The organism is Streptomyces sp. bgisy159, from assembly GCF_057707805.1.
On record NZ_JBYIQX010000012.1, the window covers coordinates 158,594 to 177,973 of the forward strand.

Annotated in this window: 20 protein-coding genes and 1 pseudogene; 16 read left to right on the forward strand and 5 right to left on the reverse strand. The window is 73.3% G+C overall.

Going from position 1 to position 19,380, the window contains the following annotated elements:
• Positions 1-32: 32 nt before the first annotated feature.
• Positions 33-1,076, reverse strand: coding sequence for an Rv2578c family radical SAM protein (locus AC3ET3_RS14915; RefSeq protein ID WP_435612287.1), 1,044 nt, complete (start codon positions 1,074-1,076; stop codon positions 33-35).
• A gap of 158 nt (positions 1,077-1,234) precedes the next feature.
• On the opposite strand from AC3ET3_RS14915, the gene AC3ET3_RS14920 reads away from it, so the two are divergent.
• The 6 genes and pseudogenes from AC3ET3_RS14920 (at position 1,235) to AC3ET3_RS14945 (ending at position 6,688) form a co-directional block, all read left to right on the forward strand.
• Positions 1,235-1,684: an SRPBCC family protein gene (locus AC3ET3_RS14920; RefSeq protein WP_432133839.1), complete on the forward strand. Its 450-nt coding sequence runs from the start codon at positions 1,235-1,237 to the stop codon at positions 1,682-1,684.
• Positions 1,685-1,832: 148 nt separating this feature from the next.
• Positions 1,833-2,267, forward strand: a complete 435-nt coding sequence (locus tag AC3ET3_RS14925) for a hypothetical protein (RefSeq protein ID WP_435612299.1) — start codon at positions 1,833-1,835, stop codon at positions 2,265-2,267.
• Positions 2,153-2,497: pseudogene (locus AC3ET3_RS14930) on the forward strand (carboxypeptidase-like regulatory domain-containing protein); the annotation flags it as partial. The gene AC3ET3_RS14925 and the pseudogene AC3ET3_RS14930, both read left to right, overlap by 115 nt.
• A gap of 100 nt (positions 2,498-2,597) precedes the next feature.
• Positions 2,598-5,108 carry a SpoIIE family protein phosphatase gene (locus AC3ET3_RS14935; RefSeq protein ID WP_435612288.1) on the forward strand — a complete coding sequence of 837 codons (2,511 nt, stop codon included), beginning with the start codon at positions 2,598-2,600 and terminating at the stop codon, positions 5,106-5,108.
• Between the two features lie 157 nt (positions 5,109-5,265).
• Complete coding sequence (locus AC3ET3_RS14940; protein WP_432133841.1) at positions 5,266-5,991, forward strand: class I SAM-dependent methyltransferase; 726 nt, start codon at positions 5,266-5,268, stop codon at positions 5,989-5,991.
• A 151-nt stretch (positions 5,992-6,142) separates the two neighbouring features.
• Positions 6,143-6,688 carry a universal stress protein gene (locus AC3ET3_RS14945; protein WP_432156412.1) on the forward strand — a complete coding sequence of 182 codons (546 nt, stop codon included), beginning with the start codon at positions 6,143-6,145 and terminating at the stop codon, positions 6,686-6,688.
• Between the two features lie 102 nt (positions 6,689-6,790).
• On the opposite strand, the gene AC3ET3_RS14950 is transcribed toward AC3ET3_RS14945, so the two are convergent.
• Entirely contained in the window at positions 6,791-7,132 is a 342-nt protein-coding gene (locus AC3ET3_RS14950) for a helix-turn-helix transcriptional regulator (protein ID WP_432133843.1), read from the reverse strand.
• 175 nt (positions 7,133-7,307) lie between these two features.
• Between AC3ET3_RS14950 and AC3ET3_RS14955 the strand changes: the two genes are divergently transcribed.
• The 8 genes from AC3ET3_RS14955 to AC3ET3_RS14990 all read left to right on the forward strand — a co-directional run bounded on the left by AC3ET3_RS14955 (position 7,308) and on the right by AC3ET3_RS14990 (position 15,538).
• Positions 7,308-8,444 carry a TerC/Alx family metal homeostasis membrane protein gene (locus tag AC3ET3_RS14955; RefSeq protein WP_435612289.1) on the forward strand — a complete coding sequence of 379 codons (1,137 nt, stop codon included), beginning with the start codon at positions 7,308-7,310 and terminating at the stop codon, positions 8,442-8,444.
• Positions 8,445-8,571: 127 nt separating this feature from the next.
• Positions 8,572-9,354 carry a heliorhodopsin HeR gene (gene heR, locus AC3ET3_RS14960; protein ID WP_432133845.1) on the forward strand — a complete coding sequence of 261 codons (783 nt, stop codon included), beginning with the start codon at positions 8,572-8,574 and terminating at the stop codon, positions 9,352-9,354.
• A 133-nt stretch (positions 9,355-9,487) separates the two neighbouring features.
• Positions 9,488-10,321 carry a M55 family metallopeptidase gene (locus tag AC3ET3_RS14965; RefSeq protein ID WP_432133846.1) on the forward strand — a complete coding sequence of 278 codons (834 nt, stop codon included), beginning with the start codon at positions 9,488-9,490 and terminating at the stop codon, positions 10,319-10,321.
• Positions 10,314-11,618 (forward strand): M20/M25/M40 family metallo-hydrolase, encoded by a 1,305-nt coding sequence (locus AC3ET3_RS14970; RefSeq protein ID WP_432133847.1) that lies wholly within the window; start codon positions 10,314-10,316, stop codon positions 11,616-11,618. The genes AC3ET3_RS14965 and AC3ET3_RS14970 overlap by 8 nt, the downstream gene beginning before the upstream one ends.
• 17 nt (positions 11,619-11,635) lie before the next feature.
• Positions 11,636-13,588, forward strand: a complete 1,953-nt coding sequence (locus tag AC3ET3_RS14975) for a S9 family peptidase (protein WP_432133848.1) — start codon at positions 11,636-11,638, stop codon at positions 13,586-13,588.
• Positions 13,585-14,508 carry a S66 peptidase family protein gene (locus AC3ET3_RS14980; RefSeq protein WP_432133849.1) on the forward strand — a complete coding sequence of 308 codons (924 nt, stop codon included), beginning with the start codon at positions 13,585-13,587 and terminating at the stop codon, positions 14,506-14,508. Before AC3ET3_RS14975 ends, AC3ET3_RS14980 begins: the two co-directional genes overlap by 4 nt.
• Positions 14,509-14,702: 194 nt before the next feature.
• Entirely contained in the window at positions 14,703-14,942 is a 240-nt protein-coding gene (locus AC3ET3_RS14985; protein WP_432133850.1) for a LapA family protein, read from the forward strand.
• A 41-nt stretch (positions 14,943-14,983) separates the two neighbouring features.
• Positions 14,984-15,538, forward strand: coding sequence for a GNAT family N-acetyltransferase (locus AC3ET3_RS14990; protein ID WP_432133851.1), 555 nt, complete (start codon positions 14,984-14,986; stop codon positions 15,536-15,538).
• On the opposite strand, the gene AC3ET3_RS14995 is transcribed toward AC3ET3_RS14990, so the two are convergent.
• A complete protein-coding gene (locus tag AC3ET3_RS14995) occupies positions 15,510-15,857 on the reverse strand; it encodes a DUF6204 family protein (RefSeq protein ID WP_432133852.1) in 348 nt (115 codons plus the stop codon). The genes AC3ET3_RS14990 and AC3ET3_RS14995 overlap by 29 nt on opposite strands.
• A 78-nt stretch (positions 15,858-15,935) precedes the next feature.
• Positions 15,936-16,286, reverse strand: a complete 351-nt coding sequence (locus AC3ET3_RS15000; protein ID WP_432133853.1) for a VOC family protein — start codon at positions 16,284-16,286, stop codon at positions 15,936-15,938.
• 124 nt (positions 16,287-16,410) lie between these two features.
• On the opposite strand from AC3ET3_RS15000, the gene AC3ET3_RS15005 reads away from it, so the two are divergent.
• On the forward strand, positions 16,411-16,638 hold the full coding sequence (locus AC3ET3_RS15005) for a hypothetical protein (RefSeq protein ID WP_432133854.1): 228 nt from the start codon (positions 16,411-16,413) through the stop codon (positions 16,636-16,638).
• A 44-nt stretch (positions 16,639-16,682) separates the two neighbouring features.
• On the opposite strand, the gene AC3ET3_RS15010 is transcribed toward AC3ET3_RS15005, so the two are convergent.
• On the reverse strand, positions 16,683-17,636 hold the full coding sequence (locus AC3ET3_RS15010) for an LLM class F420-dependent oxidoreductase (RefSeq protein WP_432133855.1): 954 nt from the start codon (positions 17,634-17,636) through the stop codon (positions 16,683-16,685).
• A 182-nt stretch (positions 17,637-17,818) separates the two neighbouring features.
• Between AC3ET3_RS15010 and AC3ET3_RS15015 the strand changes: the two genes are divergently transcribed.
• Positions 17,819-19,378, forward strand: a complete 1,560-nt coding sequence (locus tag AC3ET3_RS15015; RefSeq protein WP_435612290.1) for an NAD(P)/FAD-dependent oxidoreductase — start codon at positions 17,819-17,821, stop codon at positions 19,376-19,378.
• Positions 19,379-19,380: the final 2 nt, after the last annotated feature.

The following is a 19,380-nucleotide window of genomic DNA, read 5'->3' on the forward strand; positions in this document are numbered from 1 at the left end:
TCGAACGCGCGCGGGCCGGCGAGAGGAGCCCCTCAGATCAGGGTGAGCTGGGTCGGCCGCGCCCGCTCCGGCTCCAGGGTGGGAGCGGACGCGGCCGCGGCGCGGTGCGCGCCCGCGCGCGTGGGGCCGATCCCGTACTCCTCGGCCAGTTCGTGCACCTGACGGGTGATCCGGCGCTGGTACCACCGGGGGGCGTAGGCGCCGTCCGCGTACAGCCGCTCGTAGCGGGCCACCAGGTGCGGGTGGTGCCGGCCGAGCCACGCCGTGAACCACTCGCGGGCACCGGGCCGCAGATGCAGCGTCAGCGGGGTCACCGAGGTGGCGCCGGCCGCCGCGACGGCCCGTACCGTCGCGCGCAGCCGGTCCGGCTGGTCGCCGAGGAAGGGGATCACCGGCGCCATCAGGACACCGCAGCCGATGCCGTGCCCGGCCAGGGCCCGCACCACGTCCAGGCGTCGCTCAGGGGCGGGCGTGCCCGGCTCCACGGTGCGCCACAGCTCGCCGTCGAGGAAGCCGACCGACACCGAGACACCGACGTCCGTCACCTCGGCGGCCTCTCGCAGCAGCTCCAGGTCGCGCAGGATCAGCGTGCCCTTGGTCAGGATCGAGAAGGGGTTGGCGTGGTCGCGCAGGGCCGCCAGGATGCCCGGCATCAGCCGGTAGCGGCCCTCCGCGCGCTGGTAGCAGTCGACGTTGGTGCCCATCGCGACGTGGTCGCCCTGCCAGCGGGGCGAGGACAGCTGGCGGCGCAGTACCTCGGGGGCGTTCACCTTGACGACGATCTGGGTGTCGAATCCGATGCCGGTGTCCAGGTCCAGATAGCTGTGCGTCTTGCGCGCGAAACAGTAAACGCACGCGTGCGTGCAGCCTCGGTAGGGGTTGACCGTCCACTCGAACGGCATGCGTGAGGCGCCCGGCACCCGGTTCAGGACCGAGCGGGCCCGCACCTCGTGGAAGGTGACGCCGGCGAACTCCGGTGTGTCGAAGGTACGGGTGGTCACCGCGTCCGCGCCGAACAGCGCGGCGTCGGCCGCCCGGCCGTGGCCGGTGTCCGCGGCGAGGTTCTCCCAGCGCATGGCGCCTCCTCGGTAGAGCTGACCACAGAATAGAACACGTGTTCCCTTGATCGTGCGAGGGCGTTTTCTGATCGTTTCGGCAGGACCCGATTTGGGTGCCCGGGGACCGGGGTGGTTGGCTTGCCCCAACCCCGAGAACACAGGACCTGGAGGAGCCCATGGCGCAGGTGGAGGCCACCACGGAGCGGGTCGTCGCGGCGGACCCGGAGACGGTGTTCGACGCGCTCGCCGACTACAGCGGCACGCGCGCGAAGCTGCTGCCCGAGCAGTTCAGCGAGTACGAGGTGCGTGAGGGCGGCGACGGCGAGGGCACCCTCGTCCACTGGAAGCTCCAGGCCACCAGCAAGCGGGTGCGCGACTGCCTCCTGGAGGTGACCGAACCCACCGACGGAGAACTGGTCGAGAAAGACCGCAATTCCTCGATGGTCACCACCTGGCGCGTCACCCCCGCCGGAGAGGGCGGCTCCCGCGTTGTCGTGACCACCACCTGGAACGGCGCCGGCGGCATCGGCGGCTTCTTCGAGCGGACCTTCGCCCCCAAGGGGCTCGGCCGCATCTACGACGTCGTCCTCGCCCGCCTCGCGGCCGAGGTCGAGAAGCCCTCCTGACCGACCGGAATCCCGGGACACCCGGTCCTGTCACCGGTTCGGGTGGTTCTGCCCCCGGGTCGGCCCGGGTCCGTAACTCGTCGCATCTGCCGGGAGTTGCCGCTTCACGCGGCAGACCGCTGGGCAGGTGCGACGAGGGGAGCGGCAGGTGGGCGGGACCACGCTGGAGCGTGACGCGACGACGGCGCCGCCGCTCCCGCCGGACCACCCGGCGCCCCCCGGCCTCGGCCCCCGCCGGGTGCGCCTGGTCTTCCTCGCGCTGATGCTCGTGCCGCCCCTGGCGGCGCTGGAGCAGATGATCGTCGCCACCGCCCTGCCGAGGATCGTCGGCGAACTGCCCGGCGTGGACCGGATGTCCTGGGCGATCACCGCCTACCTGCTCACCGCCACCGTCGGACTGCCCGTCCACGGCAATCTCGGTGACCTGCTCGGCCGCAAGGCGTCTTCCAGTTCGTCATCGTCGTGTCGGTCACCGTGCGGGCCGCCCGGGCGCCCCGTCAGGACATCGAGCTCGCCGCGGGCGCCGTCCTGCGCGGCACGGTGCGCGCCGACGGCGGCCGGGCGGTGCCGGACGCGCGCGTGACGCTGCCGGACGTGGCCGGCGACGTCGTCGGCACCCTGACCACCGGCCCGGACGGCGCCTTCCGGTTCGTCGACCTGGCCCGTGGCGAGTACACCGTGATCGCTTCCGGATACCCGTCGGTGGCCACCGTGCTCCGGGGCGCCGGCGGCGGCCGCACCGAGCGGGACCTGCTGCTCGGCCACGAGGACGGACAGTGCGGCGTACGGCTTTACCCAGCGCGGTGCTGGTGAAACCAATTCCGCCGATGCCGCACATCGCGACCTGCGTGCGCCGTACGGTGGTCGCAGCGGAACAGATCTTGTACAGCTCTGGGGAGAGAGGGTCAGGGCCATGGACCGTGGCACCGACAGGGACACGCCTCCCGGCCGCGGACCGGGGGCCGACGCGGCGGAGCCGGCCTCGGCTGCCGGGCGCGTCCCCCTGGCCGTGGTCGTGGTGGACCGCGAGGGTCTGGTCTCCCACTGGAGCAGCGGGGCCCGTCGGCTCTTCGGCGTCCCCAGGGAAGAGGCGATCGGGCAGCCCGCCCTCGATCTGCTGCCCGTCTCCGGAGCGCTGCCCGACGTCGACGAGGACCTGCCCTACGGGGACAGCGCAGCCTACGACGGCCTCGGCCCCGGCCTCGGCCCGTCCCTCAACCGTGGGTTGTCCTATCCGGCTGCCGGCCGGGCCCGGCTCACCGTGCCCGAGCCGGCCGGGGCGGCCACGCCGGAGGGCCGCAAGCGGGTCGACGTGCTGTGGTGGGCCTACCCGCTCGTGGGACCCGGACCGGAACGGCTCCTGGTGCTCGCCGCCGACGCGGGCGCGCTGCACCGGGCCGGCGCCGCGGACGACGCGTCCGCCGTCGAGCGGATCGCGCCCGGGTTCGCCCTGCACACCGACTTCCCCGGCGCCGAGCACCTCGCCCGCGAACTCCCGGGCATCCTGCCCGGCATGAGCGTGGGGGAGAGTTCCCGGGTCGTCTCCCAGGTGCTCGAACTGGGCTACCCCGTCCTGGAGTTCAGCCGGAGCGAGCGGGTGCCGGTCACCCCGGACTGGGGTGTCTCGCGCCGGGTCGAGCGCCGGGCACGCCGGGAGCGGGCCGCCCGGGCCGCCGCCGCGGGGGTGACGGCGTCGGCCGACCCCGACGACGAGCGCGACGACCTGGAACACACCGCCGTCCGTGAGCGCCTGGAGTTCCTCAACGAGGTCAGCGGCCGGATCGGCACCTCCCTCGACCTGTCCCGGACCATCGTCGAGGTGAGCAAGGCGGTCGTCCCCCGCTTCACCGACGTCGCCGGCACCTATCTGCGGGAACAGGTCGTCGCCGGTGAGGGGTTCCCGGACGGCGTGCCCGACACCACCACCCTGTGGCACCGGGTCGCCCTGGAGCACACCGACGAGCCCGGCCGCTGGGACGACGTCGTGCCGGTCGGCGAGGCCATGCCCTTCCCGGCGCACACGCCGTTCTTCCAGTGCATGACCACCGGGGAACCGGTCCTCGTGCCGCGCATCAGCGAGGAGATGGGCCACGCCATCGCCGCGCAGTTCGAGAAGCGCGACATCCGGCCCCTGATCAGCGGCCGGTCCATGCTCGTCGTACCGCTCAAGGCACGCCAGGTCGTGCTCGGTTTCATGATCCTTCTGCGCCACCCCGAGCGCGCGGAGTTCAACGACATGGACCGGGCCACCGGGGCCGAACTCGCCGCCCGCGCGGGCCTCGTGCTCGACAACGCGCGCATGTACACCCACCAGGAGAACGTCGCCGAGACCCTCCAGGACAGCATGCTGCCGCGCATCCCCGCGCGCCTGGCCGGCTGCGACATCGCCACCCGCTACCTGCCCGGGACGCTGCTCGGACGGGTGGGCGGTGACTGGTTCGACTCGGTGAAGCTCCCCGGTGCCCGCACCGCGCTCGTCGTCGGCGACGTCATGGGGCACGGCCTGAACTCGGCCGCCATGATGGGCCAGTTCCGTACGGCGGTGCAGACCATGGCGGCGCTCGATCTGCCGCCCGCCCAGCTGTTGCGCAACCTCGACGCCCTCGCCCAGCGGCTCGGCGACACCTACCTCGCCACCTGTCTGTACGCCGTCTACGACCCCATCGCGGGAGAGCTGCACCTCGCCAACGCCGGTCACATCCCGCCCGTCCTGGTCCGTGCGAGCGACGGTCGCAGCGAACTGCTCGACCTGCCCACCGGCGCCCCGATCGGCGTCGGCGGGGTGCCCTTCGAAGCGGTACGCGTGCGGGTGGAGCCCGGCGACCGGCTGGTGATGTGCACCGACGGCCTGGTCGAGGTGCGCGGCGAGGACATCGGGGTGGGCCTGGCCGCCCTGTGCGAGTCGGCCGCCCATCCGGCCGCCTCCATGGACGACGCGTGCGACGCCATCATCCGTGCCCTCGCCGCGACCTTCGCCAAGGCGGGCCGGGGCGACCGGAAGGACGACGTGGCGCTGCTGATGGCCCGGCTGGGCGGCATCGGCCCCGACCAGGTCGCCGAGTGGCGCCTCCCCCTGACGCCCGCCGAGGTCGGGCGGGCCCGTGCCGTCGTGCGAGAACAACTCCACGACTGGGGCCTGGGCCGGCTGGCCGACACCACCGAGCTGCTGGTGAGCGAGCTGGTCACCAACGCCGTACGGCACTCCCGCGGTCGCCCCGTCGCCCTGCGGCTGGTGCGCGGCGAGACCCTGCTGTGCGAGGTGGACGACGACGACCACGAACTGCCGACGCTGCTGAGCGCGGGCCCCGACGACGAACGGGGCCGCGGCCTGCGGGTGGTGACCACCCTGGCCCGGGAGTGGGGCACCAGCCGGACCGGTACCGGCAAGAGCGTCTGGTTCGAGCTGACCCTGCCGCGCCGCTGAACACGGCGGCGGTCCCGCACACCGTGCGGGAGGCGGCCCCACCGCTCGAACGAACGGGGAGGAACGCGCGAGCGGTTGTAAGCGCTCACCCCGGGGCGGTAGACCGTACAGGGCCGTCATCCGCGACGGATCCGTCGACCACCCCGGGGAGTTGGGCATGAGCGTGACGAGTGGGTACCGCGAGTCCTGGGAGGGCTTCTGGCGCGAGGCGCCCGACGCGCCGGGGGAGGTGTTCTGGGACGCCGAGGCGGACGTGACCGCCGAGCTGCACCTGCCCCTCCTCGTGCCCCATCTCCTCGACGACCGGCTGCCGTTGGTCGACCTCGGCTGCGGCAACGGCACCCAGACCCGGTTCCTGGCCGACCGCTTCCCGCGGGTGATCGGCGTCGACCTCGCCGAGGCGGCGCTCGACCGTGCGCGCAGGGCCGACCCGGCGGGCCGGGCCGAGTACCGGCTGCTGGACGCCGCCGAGAAGGGCGCGGCGGACACCCTGCACGCGGAGCTCGGCGACGTCAACGTCTATATGAGGGGTGTCCTGCACCAGTGCCTGCCCGACGACCGGCAGCCGCTGGCCGACGGGGTCGCGGCGCTGCTGGGGCAGCGCGGACGCGTCTTCCTGGTCGAGCCGTCGCACGCGGCCCGGTCCGTGCTCGGCGCACTCGTCCAGGGGCCGTCCGGGCCGCCGCCCAAGATCGCGCCGATCTTCCGGCACGGCATAGCCCCCGGCGAGATCCACGACGCCGAGGTTCCCGGCCATCTGCGCACCGCCGGGCTCACCGTCCTCGCCTCCGGAGAACTCCCCCTGACCACGACGGAGCGCGGCCCCGACGGGCGGCGCGTGCAGTTGCCGTCGCGGTGGCTGGTGGCGGGCCGGACGGACTGACCGGCTGACGGGGCCGGCAGGCGGGGGACCGGGCCGCGCGCCACACCTCCCATTTCATGCGAAAAACTTTTCGTGTGACTGTTGACGACCCCCGGAGTGGCGGAGATGCTGGAAGCATCCTTCTTTACCTCCTCTTGAAGGCGTGATGGCCATGTCCCCGGACGTCGCTCCCGCGACCGGCCGTTCCCGCCGACGGGCCCCCGTGGGCGCGGTGCTGGCGGACCGCCTCGATGACGCCGCGGTGGTGGATGCCGCGGTCCGGCTCGCCGCTGCCCGCGGGGCGCCGCTGCTGCTCATCGCGGTCCTGCCGCCCCTGCCGCCCAGGGCTGCGGCCCGTTCGGACGGCGTCGCCACCCGCGTGGTGCTGGGAAGGGCGCTGTCGCGCGTGGGCCGTTCCGGTGTGGACCACCGGCCGGCCGCCTATCACCGGCCGGCCGGACGTGCCGGGCGGCTGGACGCGGCCAAGGGCCTGCTGGACGTGGCCGTCGCCCACCGGTGCCCGCTGCTCGTCGTCTCCCGCACCGGACCGGCGGGGCTGGACGCCGGCACGGTGATGGAGGCGGCCGCGATTCGCGGCGGTCCCCTCGTCCACGCGGCCCCACCGGTGACCTGGGCGCCCCTGGCCGCGCCCGCGGGGCGGCTCGGCGGGGCGGGCGGCGGGCCGTTCCGGCCTGTGTCCGGCGCCGCCCCCGAGTAGCCGCCTCGTCAGGTCGGGGGGCGTCGGCGCCGCGCGCACGTCGGCGCCGGGGCGGGGTGGAGTGGTGGCGTCGTCTGCGGGACCCGGCCCCGGCCGGTGGTGCTAGGGCGTGGCCGCGTGCTCGGAGCCGGTGGCGGGGATGTCCTCGCGGTGCAGGAAGGTGGCCAGCAGGTCGCCGACGGGGCGGTCGGCCTCGGTCGGGTGGCGCAGGCCGACGGTCGGGTCGATGGTGTAGCGGTTGCGGCGGCCCACCCGGGTGCGGGTGAGGTATCCGGCCGCCTCGAGGTCGGCCACGATCAGCTGTACGGCGCGTTCGGTGATGCCGATCAGGTCGGCGACGTCCCGTCCCCGCGCTTCCGGGTCGCGGGCGAGGGCGATGAGGACGCGGGCGTGGTTGGTCAGAAACGTCCAGTGGTCGCCGCGCGCGGCGGAGGGCTGCCTCATGACCCTCATCATACGAACGCCGTGACCCGTGACCAACACCATGTTTTCGCGAAAAAATATTGCCGAAAAACTTTTCGCGTAATGCTTGACGGGGGTAGAGGCCACGAGTGACGCTGGAGGCACGTCGTCTCTTCCGTTTCGACTCGCCGGAAGCCTCGCTGGAAGCCGAACCACCATGAATGAACTGTCGTTCGCCGTCCCGCTGTGGGTGTGGGCCGCCGTCACCCTCGGGATCGGCGTCATGCTCGCCGTCGACCTGATCGCGCACCGCGACAACCATGTGATCGGATTCCGCGAAGCCGCGCTGTGGAGCGCGCTGTGGATCGCCGTCGGCCTGGGCTTCGGCCTCATCCTGTGGGCCTGGCAGGGGGGTGAGACCGCTTCCACCTACTACGCCGGCTATCTGATCGAGAAGGCCCTGTCGATCGACAACGTCTTCGTCTTCGCGCTGGTGTTCTCGTTCTTCGCCGTGCCGGACGCCTACCAGCACAAGGTCCTGTTCTGGGGCGTTCTCGGAGCGCTGGCCGCCCGGCTGGTGTTCATCTTCGTCGGCGCCGAACTGCTGCAGGTGTTCTTCTGGACCGCCTACCTGTTCGGTGCGTTCCTGATCTGGACCGGCTGGAAGATGGCCGTCTCCAAGGACGAGGAGGTCCACCCCGACCGGAACCCCGTCGTCCGCCTGGTCCGGAGGCTCATCCCCACCGACCCGCGGTTCCACGGCGACAGATTCTTTCTGCGCCTCCGCGGCCGCAGGGTGGCGACGCTGCTGTTCGTGACCCTGGTGGCCATCGAGGCCACCGACCTGATCTTCGCCGTCGACTCCGTGGCCGCCGTCCTCGCGATCACCACCGACACCTTCCTGGTGTGGACCGCCAACGCCTTCGCGGTCCTGGGCCTGCGCAGCCTGTACTTCTGCCTGGCCGGGCTCCTGCGCCGTTTCCAGTACCTGCACTACGGCCTCGCGGTCCTGCTCGCCTTCGCGGGCGTCAAGCTCATCCTGTCCGAGACCCCGGTCGGCAAGCTGCCCGTGCCCCTCACCCTCGGCGTCATCGCGGTCACCATCACGGTGTCCATCGCCTGGTCCCTCATCGCCACCCGAGGGGGGACCGGCGGCACCGCGGACCGCCCGGGGCCTACCCCGGACCGTGCTGAGCCCACCTCGGACCGTCCCGAGCCCACCTCGGACCGTCCTGAGCCCACCCCGGCAGGTGACATCCCTGCCGCGGCCGGTCGCCACCGCGCCGCACAGGACGCCCCCGGTCGTGATCGGCCCGGTCCGGGACGCTCCGCACACCGTCCCCCGAAGCGGTGAACGCGGCGGATCCGCCGAGCGCCGCTCGGGGTACTCCCGGCGGGGCGGCGGCGTGACTGCCGCGCTTCACGACCGGACCGGTACGACCATGCGGACGTACCGCGTCGCCCGGCCCTGAGGAGGAACCGTGAACAGCGAAGAGAGAGCGCCGGTGGCCACCGGTGTCACCGGCGGACGACTTGCCGGGCTCCGCTCGTGGAACCTGGGACTCACCCTGCTGCACCTGGTCCAGGCCGCGGCGATCGTCGTCCTGGCGGGGGACTTCTCCATCACCGTCACCTCCTCGGTCCCCGAAGGGCCGCCGGGAACCAGGGCGCCCGCCCCCGAAGCGCTGTTCGACGTACCGATCGGCTGGGCCGTCGGCGCCTTCCTGGCTCTGGCGGCCCTGGACCACCTGGTGACGGCGACGGTGGGCCGCGCCGCCTACGAGCGCGATCTACGGCACGGCATCAACCGGTTCCGTTGGGTGGAGTACGCGCTGAGCGCGACGCTGATGGTGCTCCTCATCGGCTTCTACGCGGGCATCACCAACATCAACGCCGTCATCGCCGTCGCCGGTGCCAACATCGGGATGATCCTCTTCGGCTGGCTGGAGGAGCGGATGAACCCGCCGGGGCGCGCGGCGACCACGATGCTCCCGTTCTGGTTCGGGACGCTGATCGGCGTGACGCCGTGGATCTCGATCGCCTACAACGTCGTCGCGGCCGACACCGTCCCCGGGTTCGTGTACGGGATCGTGCTGGTCCAGGCCGTCCTCTTCTTCAGCTTCGGACTGAATCAGTGGCTCCAGTACCGGCAGGCCGGCCGGTGGTCCGACTACGCCTACGGTGAGAAGGGGTACCTGGTGCTCAGCCTCGTGGCGAAGTCGTTGCTGGCGTGGCAGATCTTCGGGGGCTCGCTGTCCGGCTGAACGGGCGGGGCCGCGACCGGCCGCGGGGCACGGGCGGCAACACCTCCGGGGGCCCCGCGGCAGCCGCCCGGGGTGGGCCCGGCCTCCTCGGCCTCCTGGGAAGTCACCGCGGCGCCGCGTAACGTGACGCACCATGAAGATCCTCATCAGCGCCGACATGGAGGGCGCCACGGGGGTGACCTGGCCGGCCGACGTGCTGCCGGGCACCCCGCAGTGGGAGCGGTGCCGGGCGATGTTCACCTCCGACGTCAACGCCGCCGCCCTCGGGTTCTACGCCGGCGGCGCCGACGAGGTCGTGGTCAACGAGGCCCACTGGACCATGCGCAACCTGCTCCTGGAGCGGCTCGACGAGCGGGTGGAGATGCTCACCGGCCGGCACAAGGGGCTGTCCATGGTGGAGGGTGTGCAGCACGGTGACGTCGACGGCATCGCGTTCGTCGGCTACCACGCGGGCGCCGGCATGGACGGCGTCCTCGCCCACACCTACCTCGCCAACCAGATCACCGGCGTCTGGCTGAACGATGTCAGGGCCAGCGAGGGTCTGCTCAACGCCCAGGTGGTCGCCGAGTACGGGGTGCCGGTCGTCCTCGTCACCGGGGACGACATCGCCTGTGAGGACGCCCTCGGGTACGCGCCGGAGGCGCTGAAGGTCGCCGTGAAGGACCACGTCTCGCGGTACGCGGCCGTGTGCCGGACACCGGCCCGTACCGCCGCCGACATCCGGGCCGCCGCCGAGCAGGCGGCCACGCTCGCCGTACGACAGGATCCGGTCGTCGGCGGACCGTATACAGTCGCCGTCGAGTTCGACGCCGAACACCTCGCCCAGGCAGTCACCGTGGTGCCCGGCGTGGACCGTGTCGGCGAGCGCAGGATCGCGTACACCAGCGAGACGATGTACGAGGGGATCCGCACCTTCAAGGCGGTCACCACGATCGCCTCGGCCGCCGTGGAGGAGCAGTATGGCTGACCAGCAGGCCCTGGACGAGGTGGTGCGGTTCACCTCCGACCTGATCCGCATCGACACCACCAACCGGGGCGGCGGCGACTGCCGTGAGCGGCCGGCCGCCGAGTACGCGGCCGAGCGGCTGGCCGGAGCCGGTCTGGAACCGGTGCTGCTGGAGCGCACCCCCGGCCGCACCAACGTCGTCGCGCGGCTCGCGGGCACCGACCCGGCCGCCGACGCACTGCTCGTCCACGGCCACCTGGACGTCGTCCCCGCCGAGGCCGCCGACTGGAGCGTGCACCCCTTCTCCGGGGAGGTCCGCGACGGGGTGGTGTGGGGGCGCGGCGCGGTCGACATGAAGAACATGGACGCGATGATCCTGGCCGTCGTCCGCTCCTGGGCCCGTCAGGGGGTGCGGCCCCGGCGCGACCTCGTCATCGCCTTCACCGCCGACGAGGAGGCCAGCGCCGAGGACGGCTCCGGGTTCCTCGCCGACCACCACCCGGGGCTCTTCGAGGGCTGCGCGGAGGCCGTCGGAGAGTCCGGCGCCTTCACCTTCCACGACGGGAACGGACGGCAGCTCTACCCCATCGCGGCGGGGGAGCGGGGCACCGGCTGGCTGAAGCTCACCGCACGCGGCCGGGCCGGTCACGGCTCGAAGGTCAACGACGAGAACGCGGTGACCCGGCTCGCCGCGGCCGTCGCCCGCATCGGCGAGCACGTGTGGCCGACGCGTCTGACACCGACCGTACGGGCCGCCCTCAACGAACTCGCCGCCCTCTACGGCATCGAGACCGACCTGAGTGACGTGGACGCCCTGCTGGACAAGCTCGGGCCGGCCGCCCGGCTGGTCGAGGCAACGGTGCGCAACAGTGCCAACCCGACCGTCCTGGAAGCCGGTTACAAGGTCAACGTGATCCCAGGGGAGGCCGTCGCCCACGTCGACGGACGATATCTGCCGGGCGGCGAGGACGAGTTCCGCACCACGCTCGACGAACTCACCGGGCCGGACGTCGACTGGGAGTACCTCCACCGCGAGGTCGCCCTGCAGGCGCCGGTGGACTCGCCGACCTACACCCGGATGGCCGCCGCCGTCCGGGAGTTCGCCCCCGAGGGGCACGTGGTGCCGTACTGCATGTCCGGCGGCACCGACGCCAAGCAGTTCTCCCGACTGGGCATCACCGGCTACGGGTTCGCGCCCCTGCGGCTGCCGGAGGGCTTCGACTACCAGGCCCTGTTCCACGGGGTCGACGAGCGGGTCCCGGTCGACGCGCTGCACTTCGGCGTCCGCGTCCTGGACCGGTTCCTGCGGACGGCGTGACCGAAGGAGGGGGAACGGTGCGGATCCTGCCGTACGGGGAGTGGCCGTCGCCCGTCGACGCGGCCCTGGCCGCCGCGCACGACGGGCGCCCCGAGGACGTGGGCGTCGTCGGCGACGAGGTGTGGTGGACAGCGCCCCGCCCGGAGGAGGGCGGCCGGCGCGCGCTGGTGCGACGGCGCGCGGACGGCGTCGAGGAGGAAGCGCTGCCCGCACCGTGGAACGTGCGCAGCCGGATCATGGAGTACGGCGGCACGCCCTGGGCCGCCGTACCGCGGGACGGGCGGCCGCTCGTGGTGTTCGCGCACCACGCCGACCAGCGGCTGTACCGCTGGGAGCCGGGCGGCGAACCCCGGCCGCTCACCCCCCTGTCTGCGGTGGGCGGCGGACTGCGCTGGGCGGAGCCGCTGATCCGGGCGGACCGGGGCGAGGTCTGGTGCGTGCTGGAGGAGTTCACCGGTGACGGACCCGGCGACGTGCGCCGCGTCCTGGCCGCCGTACCGCTGGACGGGTCGGCCGCCGAGGACCGCGGGGCCGTGCGGGAACTCACCGACGACCGGCGGCGGTTCGTCACCGGTCCCCGGCTCTCCCCGGACGGCACGAGGGCGGCGTGGCTGGCCTGGGACCATCCGCGGATGCCGTGGGACGGCACCGAACTGCTGGTCGCCGACGTGGCGGCCGACGGGACGCTGCGGCGGGTGCGGACGGTGGCCGGCGGGCCGCGGGAGTCCCTCGCCCAGGTCGAATGGTCGACGGACGGCGCTCTGCTGTACACCAGCGACCGCAGCGGGTGGTGGAACCTGTACCGCGACGGCCGTCCCCTGTGCCGCCGGGAGGAGGAGTTCGGCGGGGCGCTGTGGCGGCTCGGCGCGCGCTGGTTCGCGCCGCTGGCGAACGGCCTGATCGCGGTGGTCCACGGTCGGGGGCCGGCCGTCCTCGGGATACTGGATCCCGAGACCGGTGAGGTGGTCGACGCGGCCGGACCCTGGACCGAGGTCGCACCCACCCTCGCCGTGCACGGCGAACGGGTCGTCGCCGTCGCGGCCAGCCCGCGCAGCGCCCACGAGGTCGTGGAACTGGACACGCGCACCGGCCGCGCCCGGGTGATCGGCGCCGAACACACCGACGCCGTGGACCCCGCCCACTACCCCGAGCCGCGCCTGCGCACCTTCACCGGACCCGACGGCCGGGAGATCCACGCCCACGTCTACCCGCCCCACCACCCCGGCTGCGCCGCCCCCGACGCCGAGCTGCCGCCGTACGTGATCCGCGCGCACGGCGGCCCCACCGACCGCGCCGCGCTCGTCCTGGACCTGGAGACCGCCTACTTCACCTCCCGTGGCATCGGCGTCGTGGACGTCGACTACGGGGGATCCACCGGCTACGGTCGGGCCTACCGCGAGCGGCTCCGCGAGCAGTGGGGCGTGGTCGACATCGAGGACTGCGCCGCCGTCGCCCTGGCCCTCGCCGACGAGGGCACCGCCGACCGCGACCGGCTCGCCGTCCGCGGTGGCAGCGCCGGCGGCTGGACCGCGGCCGTCTCCCTGGCCACCACCGACGTCTACGCCTGCGGCACGATCAAGTACCCCGTCCTCGACCTGACGGGGTGGGCGACCGGCGAGACCCACGACTTCGAGTCCCGCTACCCGGACACGCTGGTCGGCCCCCTCGACGAGGTCCCCGGACGGTACACCGAGCGCTCGCCGGTCGAGCACGCCGACCGGATCACGGTGCCGTTCCTGCTGCTGCAGGGCCTGGACGACGTGATCTGCCCGCCCGCGCAGTGCGAGCGTCTGCTGGCCCGGTTCGCCGGGCGGAACCTCCCGCACGCCTACCTCGCCTTCGAGGGCGAGGGACACGGCTTCCGCCGCGCCGACACCGTCAAGCGGGCACTGGAGGCGGAACTCTCCCTGTACGCCCAGGTGTTCGGGCTGAGACCGCCCGGCATCCCGACGCTGGAGCTGCTGAAGTGAAGGAACTCGTACGGCCCGCACGGCTGGCGCCCGGCGCCCGGGTGGCCGTCGTCGCGCCCAGCGGGCCGGTGCCCGAGGAGCGCCTGCAGGCCGGACTCGACGTGCTGCGCGGCTGGGACCTCGACCCGGTCGTCGCCCCCCACGTCCTGGACCGGCACGGCGCCTTCGACTATCTCGCGGGCGCCGACGCCGACCGGGCGGCCGACCTGCAGCGCGCCTGGTGCGACCCGTCCGTCGACGCCGTGCTGTGCGCGCGGGGCGGCTACGGCGTCCAGCGCATGGCCGACCTGCTCGACTGGGAGGCCATGCGGGCGGCCGGACCCAAGGTGTTCGTCGGCTTCAGCGACATCACCGCGCTCCACGAGGCGTTCGCCGCCCGGCTCGGCCTGGTCACCCTGCACGGGCCGATGGCCGCCGGGATCGACTTCGTCAAGAACGCCCGCGCGCAGGACCACCTGCGGGCCACGCTGTTCGCCCCCGAGACGGCCCGGGTCATCGCCTCCGGCGGCGGCCCCCTGGTCCCGGGCCGGGCGCGGGGCGTGCTCCTCGGCGGCTGCCTGTGCCTGCTCGCCGCGGAGCTGGGCACCCCCCACGCCCGCCGCTCGGCGCGCGGCGGACTGCTGTGCCTGGAGGACGTGGGGGAGGAGACCTACCGGCTGGACCGCTACCTCACCCAGCTGCTGCGGTCGGGATGGCTGGAGGGGGTGGCCGGTGTGCTGCTCGGCTCCTGGGAGCGGTGCGACCCGTACGAGCGGGTGCGGGCCCTGCTGGCCGACCGGCTCGGCGGGCTCGGGGTGCCGGTGGCCGAGGACTTCGGCTTCGGCCACTGCGACGGAGCGCTGACGATCCCCTTCGGGGTCCGGGCGGACCTGGACGCCGACGCCGGCACCCTGACCCTGGACCGGCCGGCCCTGCGCTGACCCACCCCGGCCCCGCCGCGACGGGGACGCGGCCTCGCGCGGACGGGCGACCCGGCCCCGGCCCCGTCCTCGTGCGCGGCCGTCCCGGACCCCGTGCGTGGCGGTACCGGCCCGGCCGCGCCCCGGTCTGCGGCCCGGTCGCGGCCCGGACGTCCCGGAGTGCGGGCGCGCAGCTGCGGGCGCACCCTGGAGCCATGAGCCCGAAGACTTCCGAGACCTCGACGAAGGGCGGCGCCAGGGTCGCGGTGACACCGGCCCGGATCGCCGTGCTGGTGCTCGCCGTCCTCGCTCTGGTCTTCATCTTCGAGAACACCCAGAAAACGGAGATCAGGCTGCTGATCCCCGTGGTCACCATGCCGCTGTGGACGGCCCTGCTCGCCACCGGACTGATCGGCGTCCTGTGCGGGGCGTACCTCATGAGACGCAGGCGGTAACCGTGCGCATGCCACCACCGGTGGCGTCGTAGGCTGGCCGGATGCCGCACCGCACCGGACTCCGTCACATCGCCGAGGGAGCCCGCGTCGGCCTGCGGGCGTTCTCCCTCTCCGACGCCGACGAGTTCACCGCGCGGGCCCGGGAGAGCCGGGAACTGCACCACCCGTGGCTGTTTCCGCCCCTGACGCCCGAGGAGTACGCCGGCTATGCCGGGCGGCTGATCGAGGACCCGGCGCGGGCCGGGTTCCTGGTGTGCACCCTCGAGGACGGGGCCATCGCCGGGTTCATCAACATCAACAACATCGTCCGCGGCGGCTTCCAGAACGGCGCCCTCGGCTACGGAGCCTTCGCGCACGCCGCGGGGCGCGGTCTGATGCGCGAGGGCCTCGACCTGGTGGTGGGCTACGCGTTCGGGCCGATGCGGCTGCACCGGCTGGAGATCAACGTGCAGCCCGGCAACGCGGCCTCGATCGGCCTGGCCCGCGCCTGCGGCTTCCGGCGGGAGGGCTTCTCCCCGAAGATGATCTACATGGACGGGGGGTGGCGGGACCACGAGCGGTGGGCCCTCACCGCCGAGGCGCGGCCTTCCGGTTGATCTTCATGGTGTCCAGGTCGGTGACCGTCGACCGCAGGCCCGTCCATCCGTAGCCCAGGGCCCGCAGCGTGGTCTCGGCGCGGTCCTCGGCGATCGCACCGGCCATCTCCTCGCCGTCCGCCGCGTCCGACACCACCACGTAGCGCATCGAGAAGTGCTTCAGCGGGCGCGGCTCGTACGTCAGCGTGCCCTCCTCGGTGAACCGCATGCTCGCCAGCCCGTGCCGGCCGGCCTCGGTGAGCAGCCGCTCCCGGGCCTCCTCGGTGAGCCCGTCCCAGGTGCCCCGGACGATCACCCGGTACGTGTGCCGCTCGCTCACTGTCACTCCTCGCGCGGTCGTCGCTCGTCGAACGCCCGACTCTACGTCGACGGGGCCGCGGCGCACGCGGCATTTTCGTCAGGCCGGCCGGCGGTCGACGTACTCGTAGACCGCGCCGTCCGGATGGCGGGCGATCAGGTTGCGGCCGACGGGGGTGGGCACCGGGCCGGCGATGATGTCCGCGCCGAGTTCCGTCAGCGTCCGGTGCGCCTCGCCGACATCGGTGACCGCGATCGTCGCCGCCACCTTGCGCAGCACCTCCAGCTCCGCCGCGGGGCCGCTCATCAGCAGGAAACAACCGGCCGCGGCCACCTGGACCCCGCCGCGCTCGAAGCGCAGCGCCGGGGTGCCGGCGAGGCGTTCGTAGAAGGGGACGGCGGTCTCCAGGTCATCGACGCAGACGCGCAGGGTGGCTCCCAGAATGTCCATGGTCCGAGCCTAGTCGGCGCGGCGGCGATGCGGTGATCGGTTGCGGTGAACGGACCGTGCGGCGCGCGGTCCGGCCCCGGACCGCGCGCCGTTACGCTCCGGTCACCTCAAGTACCCGGCGGTCATGGACACCTTGCCGCATCCCGACCGCCCCGACCGCCGGGCGGCCGACGAGTTCGTTCGGGTGGCGCGGAAAGCCGTCCGCGAGGAGCCGCGCGCGGCCCGCCGCCCCTCCGGCACCGTTGCGCCGGCCGGACGCCCGGCCGCGCCCACCGGTCCCGGCGCGCCGGGCGCCGCCGACGCCGGGACCGAGCCCGCCACCGACCCCGAGACGCCGCACCACCGGGCCTGACCCGCTCGCCCGCCCGGTGGTGCGACCCGCCCCGGCAACCTTGGTCAGGGCAGCTGAGGCAGCACCTTCGTGCGGTAGAAGTCGAAGAACCCGCGCTGGTCGGGGCCGATCTGGTTGACGTAGACCCGGTCGAAGCCGGCGTCCGCGAACTCCCGCAGCGTCGCGACATGCTCGTCCACGTCGTCCCCGCACACCGTGTTCTTCGCGACCATCTCCTCGGTGACCAGCGGCTCCAGCTGCTCGAAGTGGCTCGGCGTGGGCAGGATCTGGCCCATCTCGCCGGGCAGCAGCTGGTTCGACCACAGCGAGCGCACCGTGCGCACCGCCTCGTCGCGGTCGGCCCCGTAGCAGACCTTCGTGCCGCCGAGGACCGGCTTGGTGCCACCACCGCCCTTGCGGAACTGCTCCACCATCGACGCGTCCGGCATCATCGTGATGTAGCCGTCGCCCACCCGGGCCGCCAGTCCGGTCGCCTTCGGCCCGAAGCCGGAGATGTCGATCGGCACCGGCTCGTCGGGGACGGTGTACAGCCGGGCGTTCTCCACCGTGTAGTGGGTGCCGTAGTGGCTGACCTCCTCACCGCTGAACAGCTTCCGCATGACCAGGACGGCCTCCTCCAGCATCTCCATGCGGACGTTCGCGGGCGGCCAGGCGTCCCCCAGGATGTGCTCGTTGAGCGCCTCGCCGGTGCCCACACCCAGGCGGAAGCGGCCGTTCGTCATCACCGCGCTGGTCGCGGCGGCCTGCGCGATCACCGCCGGGTGGATCCGCACGGTCGGGCAGGTCACCGCCGTCTCGATCGGCAGCGAAACCGCCTCCGAGAGCGCGCCGATCACCGACCACACGAACGGGCTCTGGCCCTGCGCGTCGTTCCAGGGGTGGTAGTGGTCGGAGATCCACAGCGACTGGAACCCTGCCTGCTCGGCCATCCGCGCCTGCTCGACGAGGTCCGCGGGGCCGAATTCCTCGCAGGACAGGAAGTAGCCGTACTCGGCCATGGGGGGTACCTCCGGGGGCTGGCGAACGAGTGGAGTGCGCCGTCCGGGTACCCGGCGGCCCGGCGGGAAACCGGCACACGTTTGGCCCGGACGGCTGGGGAAACGCGGAACCCTCGGACGTGGACACAGACCCCTGTACGTGGCAGCGCCCCTGCCACCGCACACCGTCGGAGGCGAACCCCGTGAGTCGACCCCGCATCGTGATCGTCGGTGCCGGCTTCGCCGGATACCGCACGGCCCGCACCCTGGCCCGCGAGGCCCGGGGGCGCGCCGACATCACCCTGCTCAACCCGACCGACTACTTCCTGTACCTGCCGCTGCTGCCCCAGGTGGCCGCGGGCATCCTCGAACCGCGCAGGGTCACCGTTTCGCTCGCCGGCACCCTTCCGGACGTACGACTGGTCCTCGGCGAGGCCGACCACATCGACCTGGACGCGCGCACCGTTCACTTCACCGACCCCGAGGGCGACAACGGCACCCTCGGCTACGACCGGCTCGTCCTCGCGGCCGGCAGCGTCAACAAGCTGCTGCCGCTGCCCGGGGTCGCCGAGCACGCCCACGGCTTCCGCGGGCTGCCCGAGGCGCTGTACCTGCGCGACCACGTGACCCGCCAGGTCGAACTGGCCGCCGGGGCCGACGACCCGAGGAGCTGCTCCGCCCGCTGCACGTTCGTCGTGGTCGGCGCCGGCTACACCGGTACCGAAGTCGCCGCCCAGGGACAGCTGTTCACCGACGCCCTGGTCCGCAAGCACCCCCTGCGCCAGGGCATCCGGCCGCGCTGGATGCTGCTCGACATCGCCGACCGGGTGCTGCCGGAACTGGACCAGCGGCTGTCGGACACCGCCGACCGGGTGCTGCGCGACCGGGGCGTCGACGTGCGCATGGGGACCTCGGTGAAGGAGGCCACGCACGACGGGGTCCTGCTCACCGACGGCGAGTTCGTCGACACCCGCACCCTGGTGTGGTGCGTGGGCGTCCGGCCCGATCCGCTCGCCGAGTCACTGGGGCTGCCGATGGAGCGCGGACGGCTCCTGGTCGAGCCGACGCTGCAGGTGCCGGGCCGACCGGAAGTGTTCGCGTGCGGTGACGCGGCCGCCGTGCCCGACCTCGACGACCCCGGTCAGTTCACCCCGATGACCGCGCAGCACGCGTGGCGGCAGGGCCGGGTGGCCGGGCTGAACATCGCGGCGACGTTCGGGGACGGACGGCTGCGGCCCTACCGGCACAAGGACAAGGGGTTCGCCGTCGACCTCGGCGGGGTCCAGGCAGCCGCCAACCCGTTCGGCGTGCCGCTGTCCGGCCCGGTGGCGGGTGCTGTCACCCGCGCCTACCACTTGGCCGCGATGCCCGGCAACCGCGTCCGGGTCGCCGCCGACTGGCTCCTGGACGCCGTACTGCCGCGCCAGGGCGTGCAGTTGGGCCTCGTGCGGTCCTGGTCCGTACCGCTGGACACCGCGTCCCCGGAGCTGGCGCGGGTGCCAGGGGGGCAGGAGCGGGAACGCGAACGGAAGGACCGGGACGACGGCCGGGCCCGCTCGGGGCCGCGCCGTGCGGCCGCCGGGAAGCAGGCCGGCGCCGAGCCGGCCGCGAACCGGCCCGACGACGAACCCGCCAGGAACCAGCCGGACGGTGAGCCGGCCAAGAACCAGCCGGGTGGCGAACCCGCCAGGAACCAGCCGGGCGGTGAACCCGCGAGGAACCAGCCCACCGGCGGAGCCACCCCTGCCGAAGGAGATCAGTAGAG